The sequence below is a fragment of the Microcoleus sp. T3_D1 genome (assembly GCF_036700405.1).
In the GTDB taxonomy this organism is placed as follows: domain Bacteria; phylum Cyanobacteriota; class Cyanobacteriia; order Cyanobacteriales; family Microcoleaceae; genus Microcoleus.
Window position 1 is genome coordinate 45736 of record NZ_JAUBOV010000002.1, and the last position, 9898, is coordinate 55633.

Genomic DNA, 9898 nt, shown 5'->3' on the forward strand with positions numbered 1-9898 from the left:
AGTCAACAGTCAACAATGATTCCGGTTGCACCGGAATCGATATGATTAATTTTTAAATAGTGGTTCTTGATAAAGCGGCACAGTAAAAGTAACAGTCGATCCGAGTCCTTCCCCCATACTGTAAAAATTTACTGTACCGCCCATTGCTTCTACCAGTTTTTGAGAAATAGCCAATCCCAAACCGGTGCCGCCGTATTGCCTGGTACGATCGCCGTCCACCTGAAAAAACGACTCAAATAATTTATCTTGCTTGTCGAGAGAAACGCCAATGCCAGTATCAGCGACTCGGATTTTTACCATTCCGGGGAACTGCTGGTTGTGAACAGTCACCTTTTTCTTAATAACCTCGGCACTGATGCGAATTCCCCCTTCCCCGGTAAATTTAATTGCATTGCCCGTGAGGTTCAAGATTACTTGAAGCAGGCGTTGGTAGTTGCCATACAAAATAATCTCGTCCTCCACAGGGGGTTTTTGGATTTGAAATTGCAATCGCTTTTGCTCGACTTGAACCCGTGTAAAATCCTCAACTTGTTGCAACAGTTCACCGAGTTTGACGGGAGCGAGGTCTAACTCCATTTTGCCAGCTTCGATTTTAGCGACATCCAAAATATCGTTAATCACATTGAACAAATGTACTGCTGAGCGGTAAGCTTCTTCGATAAATTGGTGCGCTTCTTCGGGGTCATCTGCCATGCCGTCCATAAGCAGTTTTAGGAAGCCGAGGATGCCGTTGAGGGGGGTGCGGAGTTCGTGAGAAGTATTAGCAAGAAATTGACTTTTAAGTTGGGAAAGAGCCACGGCTTCGGCGCGGGCCTGTTCTAATTCTTGGTAAAGTGTAGCGTGGGCGATCGCACTCCCGACTTGAGCGACTAACTCGCGGGCGAATTCGAGTTCGACAGGACTCCATTTCGGAGAATTGCCGCAGCGGTGCAAACATATCAGTGCATTGGGTTGGTCTTCATAGGAGGTAGCTGCTACGAGCACGGAATGGCGGTAGAAGGGATCGGCGGCGGGGGAGGCGTAATCGACTGCTACTGGTTTTAAGGTGGCTAAAGTTTGAATCCACCCCGGCTGTTCGGCTGCGCGCAGTTCTAATCCCAGCATGGAAGAGTAAGCTTCTTGGCGGTACTCAGCTACTACTTTAAAAGTTTTCGATTGGAGATTTTCGATTTGAGCGGGGGAAAGCCGGAGCGAGGGGTCGCTAGCTATGGACTGTTGTAATTGGGCTGCTGCGGCGGTCGAATTTTGCTGATTTTCTGAGGCAAGGAAGGGGGAGGAATCGATATTTTCGCTGTCTTTTTTGTAGGAACAGATGATGCAGCGACTCGCGTTTAAAACTTGACCCAAGCTGTTAACAGTTTGCTGCCAAATGGTGGCTAAATCGAGGGTTTTGTGCAGGTTTTGAGCGATTTGGGAGATGATTTTACGATCGATTTCCGAGTAGGGAGGGAGCGATCGACCGGGGATACGGCTCGCTGGAAGCGACATTCGTTGGCGGGCGTCCAAGAGGGATGGCAAAGCTCGATAGAGCATGAATTCTGGGGAGTCTGGCCGTCTGTCTGTGGGTTTGTCAGACAGCAGCCTTCCCATAACTAAGACTTTTGTAGCTTTGCCGTTTGAGTCGATCGCCGGAGTGAGTGTCAAATCGAAGAGAAAATATTGTCCGGCGTGGCAAAATGGATAGCTGAACCGTTGCGGTACAAGGGTTTCGAGTACCCGCCGCAGCATATCGAGATAAGGCGCAGGGGCGATGGGTTGCAGGGTTTCGCTGAGGGGGCGATCGACAATTTGTTCTGCTGTAAGGTTGTACTGCTCGGCTTTTTGCCAGTAAAAAGATAGATATCGACCAGAGGCGTCTTGGGTAAATACTAATTCTGCCCCTAACTCTTGAAAAAAAACTGTAGAGGCGAGGCTCGATCGCCGAAAATCTGTGTTAGAGTCCATCAGAGTAGGGGATGAAAGTAGTTCGGATTTTTGAGTCTTGAGTTTTTAATAAAGAACTCAATACTCCCCCTTGTTTGGGGCTTCTACTGTTAATTTGTGAGTTATTAATCAATTAAAAAGTTTTTGGCTTTTTAATTAAAACATTAATCGCTCAAAACTCACAATTTGCAAAACTTTTAGGCTTCTACTATTGACTTTTGAGTGATTAATGAACTCATAAAATATTATTTTTTTAATTCTGAACTCAACTCACAACTCAAAACTATTCGTTCTCAGCCGTTTTGGGTAATTTAAAGATAAAAATTAAGATTGAGAAATTAGGAATCTGCACCGATTAACTATCAAGTGTGAAAATTACGCCAAAATATGAGGCTGCGAACAACTCAAGTCGGGGAATGGCTCACGCATTTTTTCCCTCACCTAGAATAGTTCCGAGGTTGTGATTTAGCCGAGTTCACTCGCCCACCACCTGTAGCTTTAGCCACGAAATCTGCAGGAGATCGCCCGCGCGATCTAAATTTCACAGCCTGCAGATTTGCGCGCGCCGTCTGGGGCGAGATCGCCTCAGTCGTTCCATTCACCGCGGGGCGGGACTGGGGGGTTGCGGCGTAAACTCAGAGCCAGCTCGTCTTCGCGGCGCTCGCCTCTGAGCCACTGCTTGATTGCTGTTTCAATGACTTTGCTGGGGTCATTCGTCAAGTGCTTAATTTGGTCTAGCAGTTCAGGATCGATATGGATGGACAGTTCGACTTTTTCTGACGAACTGTGGGATGGTATTCTTGATTCGCTCATAGTTAAAAAATCCTAGTTTTAATTCTTAAGTTTCAATTCTTTTGATGACAACCGACTGGACTAGATATTGGCAGTCCCTGATTTGCACCCAACCTTTCCTCAACCGCTTAACCGCTTTCTGTACAATGAGAGAGAGAAAAGTTTTTTCCTTTTGGGTGTCCGGCCTTGATCGGACACTTGAAAGGCTAATAACTGATACTCTTGAGGTTTGCCTCAGTTGTGGTTTCATCTCAATCCCCAGTAAGAGGTTGAAGTAAGCACTCTACTCTTGCTTGTGTAATCATACAACAAAAAGTATCCTTTGCCGATTAGCTCTTCGATAAAAAACATGACTAACGTCCCTGTATCTCGCATTCGTAATTTTTCGATTATTGCTCACATCGACCACGGAAAATCGACCTTGGCCGATCGCCTGTTGCAGGCGACTGGGACTGTGCAGGCACGGGAGATGAAGGAGCAGTTTTTAGACAATATGGATCTCGAACGCGAACGCGGCATTACGATCAAGCTGCAAGCGGCTCGGATGAATTATACTGCCAAGGACGGTCAGGAGTACGTGCTGAATCTGATCGACACTCCGGGACACGTGGACTTTTCTTACGAGGTGTCGCGATCGCTCGCTGCTTGCGAAGGGGCGCTGCTGGTGGTAGACGCATCTCAAGGCGTGGAAGCACAAACCCTCGCAAATGTCTACCTTGCCTTGGGCAACAATCTGGAAATTATTCCAGTTTTAAATAAAATTGACCTGCCGGGGGCAGAACCGGAACGGGTAAAAGGGGAAATTGAAGAAATTATCGGTCTCGACTGTAGCGGGGCGATTGAGGCTTCGGCTAAGGAAGGAATTGGTATAGATGAGATTTTGGAGTCGATCGTCGAATTGGTGCCGCCGCCGCAGGATACTGTTGACAAACCGCTGCGGGCGCTAATTTTTGACAGTTATTACGACCCTTATCGCGGGGTAATTGTGTATTTCCGAGTGATGGACGGAAGTGTCAAAAAGGGCGATCGGGTTTTGTTGATGGTTTCGGGTAAGGAATATGTCATCGATGAATTGGGCATCCTTTCACCGACTCAAGTTCCTGTAGACGAACTGCACGCCGGGGAAGTGGGTTATCTGGGCGCGGCAATTAAAGCCGTAGCTGATGCTCGCGTCGGCGATACGATTACTTTGGTCAAAAAGCCGGCGCCTGAGCCTTGGCCGGGTTATACAGAGGCAAAGCCGATGGTTTTTTGCGGCTTGTTCCCGATCGATGCTGACCAATTTCCAGATTTGCGGGAAGCTTTAGAAAAACTCGAACTCAACGATGCGGCGCTTTCTTACGAACCGGAAACTTCCAGCGCGATGGGATTTGGTTTCCGCTGCGGTTTCTTGGGTTTGCTGCACATGGAAATTGTGCAAGAAAGACTGGAGAGAGAATACAATTTGGATTTGATTGTTACGGCTCCTTCTGTGGTTTATCAAATCACAACAATTAAAGGGGAAGTGTTAACAATTGACAATCCCAGCCACTTGCCCGATCCTCAGTATCGCGAGAAAATTGAGGAACCTTACGTGCGGGTAGAAATGCTGTCGCCGGAAACTTATGTGGGCGCGCTGATGGAACTGTCTCAAAGTCGGCGGGGCATTTTTATGGATATGAAGTATCTGAGTCAAGGCCGAACTACGCTGGTTTACGAGTTGCCTTTGGCGGAGGTGGTGACTGACTTTTTCGACCAGATGAAATCGCGATCGCGCGGTTATGCGAGCATGGAGTATCACCTCATCGGTTATCGCGAAAATCCGTTAGTGAAAATGGACATTTTAATTAATGGCGATCCGGTTGATGCTTTGGCGATGATCGTACACCGGGATAAGGCTTATAATGTGGGCCGCGGATTGACGGAAAAACTCAAGGAGTTGATTCCTCGCCATCAATTTAAGGTGCCGATTCAAGCGACAATTGGCGCGAAGGTGATTGCTTCGGAGCACATTCCGGCTTTGCGGAAGGATGTGTTGGCGAAGTGTTACGGCGGTGATATTTCGCGGAAGAAAAAGTTGCTGCAAAAGCAGGCGAAGGGTAAGAAGCGGATGAAGTCTGTGGGTACTGTGGATGTGCCGCAGGAGGCTTTTATGGCTGTGCTGAAGCTCGATCGGGATTCGTAATCTGTGTGGCTTTTTGTCAGGAACAGGCAAGATGCCTGTTCCACAAAGAGTCTGTTTTTTGTAGTTGTTTGCAGTCATCTAGAACAGGCAAGATGCCTGTTCCACAAAGAGTCTGTTTGATTGTGGCATTTTGTCAGGAACAGGCATCTTGCCTGTTCCACAAAGAGTCAGTTTTTTGTAGTTGTTTGCAGTCATCTAGAACAGGCCAGATGCCTGTTCCACAAAGAGTCAGTTTTCTTGTGGGATGGGCATCTTGCCCGTCCCTGTGGGGGTCCAGAAACTCTTTTTCGGAGTGCGTCTAGGACTGTTTAAATCCAGACAAATACAAAGAGTTAGGGAAGTTAGATTAAGAGCGATTCCCTACGGGATAACTACGCTTCGAGAACTTTTGGACAGGTCGGGCGATCGCACTGTGGCATAATAAAGTTTACTTTTCAGAGCCAGAATTTATCAAATAGAATTAGGAACAATATGACAGCGCAGCCAGACTGCTCAATAAGGCGCCGATAAATTTCTAAGACTTCTGTTAAAGTTAGATAGCGCATTACGCGAGCTTTTGGTAAAGTTCAGCATTCTTTTTGAGGACGTATTCCATCGCATTTTGGAAGGATGTTTCTGGTGGTGCGAGCAAGTTTTCAGCACCCGCCAGCAGTAATGCTTCTAGGGAAACGCCGAGGATATTGGCGGTTTCTTGGAGCTTGTGCAGGCGATCGTCTGGAATTGTGATGGTAATGGTTTGCATTCTGTTTGTGGCTATGACGATACTCTGAGTGTAGCACGTCAACTGTCTGAGCAGGAGTTAGGGTTTTTAAAAGAGCGATCGCACTTTTGGACAGGTCGGGCGATCGTCCTTGACCAAAGGAATTGGTTGAGCTAAACTAAAACTTAGTTTAAATTTCTTATAGTAGATGCACATAATCAGCTACAAACGGGTGCGTGAATACAGCGAAACTCATGCTGATTGCGGGGAAGCTTTGGATAACTGGTTTAAAATTGCTAGCAAGGCTAAATGGTCTAATTTAATTGAGGTACAATCTGTTTTTCCTAAAGCCGAAGCTGTTGGAGGGTTTACAGTTTTTAATATCAAAGGTAATAATTATCGATTAATAGTTAGTATTGATTATGAAAGCAAATTAATTTATATCAAATATATTCTCACCCATGCTGAGTATGATAAGGAGAAATGGAAAAATGACCCTTACTTTTAATCCAGATAAATACAAAGAGTTATTGTCTCAGTATCAGCCGAAAATAATTAGAAATGAAGCGGATAATGAGAAGGCTCTGGCTATGGTGGAAGAGTTGATGCACCGGGGCGATCGCACTCCAGAAGAAGATGAGTTATATGAATTGCTGATTGCATTGATTGAAAAGTTTGAGCAAGAATTCTATGCACCAGGAACCACAGCAACGCCTCATTCAATACTGCTGTTTTTGATGGAACAAAGAGAGTTACAACCTGCTGATTTGGTAGGAGTCATTGGATCTGAAAAAAGAGTGTATGAAGTGGTTAATGGCGATCGAGATATTGGTAAAGAGTTGGCCTTGATTCTGGGGAGTTTTTTTCATGTAGAGCCGAGTTTGTTTTGTAATTAAGGGAAGTAAGATTAAGGGTGATTCCCTACGCGATAGCTACGCTCGCGCGCACTTTGAGAGATTAAGGGCGATCGCACTTTTGGAGATGAAGGGCGATCGTACTTAATTAACAAATAGCCGAAGCAGGCGCAATTTCGCGGAGTGGCATCAGGAATTCTTGCTTTTCTTCGCGGGTGATGTAGCCGCCATTTAGAGCCATTTCTATGAGTTGTTCGACAAATCCCTTTAACTCTGTTATAACTTGAGTTTTATTCAGTTCAAAGTGTTGATTTCTGGATTTTAGGGTAAACTGGTTTGGAGATAAATATCCAAATTCTTTGAAATTACAGCTAATTTTATCGTTGGTTAATGGCTGCAATTCAAGAGTAAGGCACACACTTTCAACAAATTCTATTTTGATGGGTTTCCCTTGGGATAACTCACTAATTTTTTTGGGGAGTTCATCTTCTAGGAGCATACAGATATCGGGGTCTAAAAAAACTTTTAGTTTTTCTTCACCAATTTCTATTGAGACTGGGCGATCGCATTCAAAGCAAAATAGTTTCAAACCTAATTCAAAATGCGAAAGTTCTCCTAATGAGTCATCGGGTGCGTCAGCATATTGTTCGCAATTAGGTTTTTCTAACTGGATTGTAAAATTGATATAGTTATTCATTTTCATCGCTCCTATCTAATGAGGACAGCGTAGCATCATTGAGAACAGGATAAGCAGATTTGAATGTTCCATCTGGTTTCCTTTTAATAAAAGCATGGGTAACATTTTCAATTATTTTCCCATCGGGATAGTGAACTTTCCCAATAGAACGCTTAAAATTTATAATGTAACAACCGGGATATTTCGGTGTCACTTGTTCAGCTTTTACCCAGTCTCGATCGTTTAGCCACTGGCCTTGAGGCTGATTTTTGGATGCTGCCCTGCCTCTAAAATTAAGGGGTTTCAGTTTTGGGCCATGATGGCGATCGATATGGTCGTAGGCTTTGATGGATTTGGGATTATCCCACTGAGGTTCTCCTCCACTGCCTGTCCAGTCACAACCACTTCCTACTTCAATCGTTTGGTCTATTATATCCTGTTCTATAACTTCTGGAGTGTCTTCAGAAGTATCTGTCCCATTATTCAAAATAAGTGATTTACTGCTAAATGGTATTTGATTGATGATTATACCATTAACTAATTTTAGGAGGTCGATCGCACTTTTGGACAGGAAGGGCGATCGCTCATCCTGAGAGCGGCTTACATCTTATTTGATAGGTTTAATTTCGGCTATTGGCCGATCGTCTTGCAAGAGTACCAAGATATTCCCATCTTGGATGAGTTTAAGAAAGCTCGACAGATCCCTCTGAATTTCATCAATATCAATGTCGATCGCAGTTGCGATGGAAATAACTGACTCAGCATGGGTAGATAAAGGAGGGGATTCATTAGCCACTATTTCGCGCAGCAAATGCGTACATAAATCCCGATTTCGAGAATCGGTAGAATGTAACATCTGGCTATATAAATTCCGGGCTAAATCCTGATTGAGGATTCCATAAATTAGAATCATTGTCCATTCTTTAGCATTAACAATCATCCGGTCTATGCTATCAATAAACGCCTGCAACTGGTCTTTGAGTTCAAAAGACTCCAGAAAATGAATCAGACCATACATGACTTCATGTTGTTCGCATCTGTCATCTAAAACCCGATAGAGTTCTGGCAAATATTCGCTGTTAAGATGTAGGGCAAGTTCGGCTAAAGCGTATTCAAAACTCATCACTTCCTCATCAGAGCGCATAAATTTATTAGCATTTAATGTTTCTATTAATGGAGTAATGTTCATCTTATTTCTCCCACTTTATCAAAAGTACCCGACCATGCCACTGAAAAAGGGTTCGCTATTGTAATTAAATCATGGAAAATTACTTTTGGTGAATGGGAGGCGATCGCACTTTTGGAGATTAAGGGCGATCGCTCTTATAATTCTGCTTACAAAATATCCCTCAACTACAGAAGGAACAAATTATTTGCAGTCAAAGGAGCATCAGAGAACACAGTAAGTTCACCGCCCGAAGCAAAAGTAATTTTACCAGTGCTGTTGACTTGGCTTAAAACTGTGCTTGCAGTTAACCCTGAACCCCGAATTTGAATTACATCGTTCTCGGCGACAGAGAAGGAGTAGATGACATCTTGTCCGATTAATACATCTTGAGTGGTATTAAAGTTGAAAAAGTCCTGACCCGCACCACCAATCAAGCTATCATTACCGAGACCACCTTGAAGAAAATCATTTCCATCACCGCCAAAGAGCACATCATTACCTTCATTGCCGAGTAGGTTATCATTACCGACACCACCAATCAAGCTGTCATTACCGACACCACCCTCAAGAAAATCATTGCCATCACCGCCAAATAGCAAATCATTACCTTCATTGCCACGGGCGGTATCATTTCCACCTAAAAGGTCGATCGTATCATTACCATCAGTACCAGAAAAGTTGTCAGCATTCGGGGTTGCGATCGGTGGTTTTTCTTGTGAGATATAACCAGCAAGGCTAGGAATTTGATAACCTTTATCCGCCAAGATTGCTAAATCTGCTCTTGTTGGGAACCGTCCACCAGCACTTGGTGACATAACTGGTGATTGACCATCTATTCGGAAATTTTCATCGATGTGAGGATTACCACCTGGCATAAATGGAATCGGATTACCACCATTAACATTGAGAGAGTTAGGGCCTGTTCCCTGGGTGAAGGGATAAAAACCTAACGAGTGACCAATTTCGTGTACTGCAACACTAATGAAATCACCTTGGGTTAATGGAATATCATCAACAGTTGCAGGTGTTGGGTCAAAGAACCAGTTAAGACTTGATTCAAAAGAGATGCTTCCAAAAATATCGCCCGGTCTTGCTAGTCGAATGCTGTCAAATCGAACTCCATTGCCAGAAACTAGCTGTCCTGCTGCGTTTGGATTACTACCAAAAACGGGAGATTGACCGCCAACGAATAGAACCATATCATCAATTTGGGAATCGAAGATAACGTTTTGGTCTTGTCCCGTAATTGGATGGGTTATTGTCCCAGATATCCCAATAGGTGGATCGGGAAAATCGTTTTTGATGACATCTTCCCAAATTTTACCTGCTGCTTCCAGCGCTGCTTTGCGACTAGGATCGTTAAAGAAACCTGTCGTATCGTAACGATAGTCGAACTTGATATTAAATCCGTTAGGTGCAGGCGGAGCAGGAAGTTGCGGTAGTTGTGGAGGCGTCGGAGTCGTCACAGGAGTTGGCGTCGTCACAGGCGTCGGAGTCGTCACAGGTGTCGGCGTTGTGACAGGTGTCGGAGTCGTCACAGGTGTCGGCGTTGTGACAGGTGTCGGAGTCGTCACAGGTGTCGGCGTTGTGACAGGTGTCGGAGTCGTCACAGGTGTCGGCG

9 protein-coding genes and 1 pseudogene are annotated in these 9898 nt (G+C 44.7%); 3 read left to right on the forward strand and 7 right to left on the reverse strand.

Translation table 11 applies throughout. From position 1 onward, the window contains the following. Positions 1 to 45: 45 nt before the first annotated feature. On the reverse strand, positions 46 to 1944 hold the full coding sequence (locus QT992_RS01975; protein WP_333313197.1) for an ATP-binding protein: 1899 nt from the start codon (positions 1942 to 1944) through the stop codon (positions 46 to 48). A 564-nt stretch (positions 1945 to 2508) separates the two neighbouring features. Then, entirely contained in the window at positions 2509 to 2736 is a 228-nt protein-coding gene (locus tag QT992_RS01980; protein WP_333051858.1) for a hypothetical protein, read from the reverse strand. Positions 2737 to 3064: 328 nt separating this feature from the next. On the opposite strand from QT992_RS01980, the gene lepA reads away from it, so the two are divergent. Beyond that, a complete protein-coding gene (gene lepA, locus QT992_RS01985; RefSeq protein WP_333207713.1) occupies positions 3065 to 4879 on the forward strand; it encodes a translation elongation factor 4 in 1815 nt (604 codons plus the stop codon). A gap of 544 nt (positions 4880 to 5423) precedes the next feature. On the opposite strand, the gene QT992_RS01990 is transcribed toward lepA, so the two are convergent. Continuing rightward, positions 5424 to 5621 (reverse strand): DNA-binding protein, encoded by a 198-nt coding sequence (locus QT992_RS01990; RefSeq protein ID WP_333376426.1) that lies wholly within the window; start codon positions 5619 to 5621, stop codon positions 5424 to 5426. A 166-nt stretch (positions 5622 to 5787) separates the two neighbouring features. Between QT992_RS01990 and QT992_RS01995 the strand changes: the two genes are divergently transcribed. Together QT992_RS01995 and QT992_RS02000 are read left to right on the forward strand one after the other, a co-directional pair. After that, complete coding sequence (locus QT992_RS01995) at positions 5788 to 6087, forward strand: type II toxin-antitoxin system HigB family toxin (protein WP_332955360.1); 300 nt, start codon at positions 5788 to 5790, stop codon at positions 6085 to 6087. Next, on the forward strand, positions 6071 to 6475 hold the full coding sequence (locus QT992_RS02000) for a transcriptional regulator (protein ID WP_333376428.1): 405 nt from the start codon (positions 6071 to 6073) through the stop codon (positions 6473 to 6475). The genes QT992_RS01995 and QT992_RS02000 overlap by 17 nt, the downstream gene beginning before the upstream one ends. Positions 6476 to 6581: 106 nt before the next feature. Here QT992_RS02000 and QT992_RS02005 read toward each other — a convergent pair whose 3' ends face one another. From QT992_RS02005 to QT992_RS02020, 4 genes and pseudogenes are all read right to left on the reverse strand, one after another. Next, complete coding sequence (locus tag QT992_RS02005; RefSeq protein ID WP_333376430.1) at positions 6582 to 7130, reverse strand: hypothetical protein; 549 nt, start codon at positions 7128 to 7130, stop codon at positions 6582 to 6584. Continuing rightward, on the reverse strand, positions 7123 to 7596 hold the full coding sequence (locus QT992_RS02010) for a hypothetical protein (protein WP_333335363.1): 474 nt from the start codon (positions 7594 to 7596) through the stop codon (positions 7123 to 7125). The genes QT992_RS02005 and QT992_RS02010 overlap by 8 nt, the downstream gene beginning before the upstream one ends. A gap of 120 nt (positions 7597 to 7716) precedes the next feature. Further along, entirely contained in the window at positions 7717 to 8298 is a 582-nt protein-coding gene (locus QT992_RS02015) for an Imm30 family immunity protein (protein WP_333335360.1), read from the reverse strand. 164 nt (positions 8299 to 8462) lie between these two features. After that, positions 8463 to 9898: pseudogene (locus tag QT992_RS02020) on the reverse strand (hypothetical protein); the annotation flags it as partial.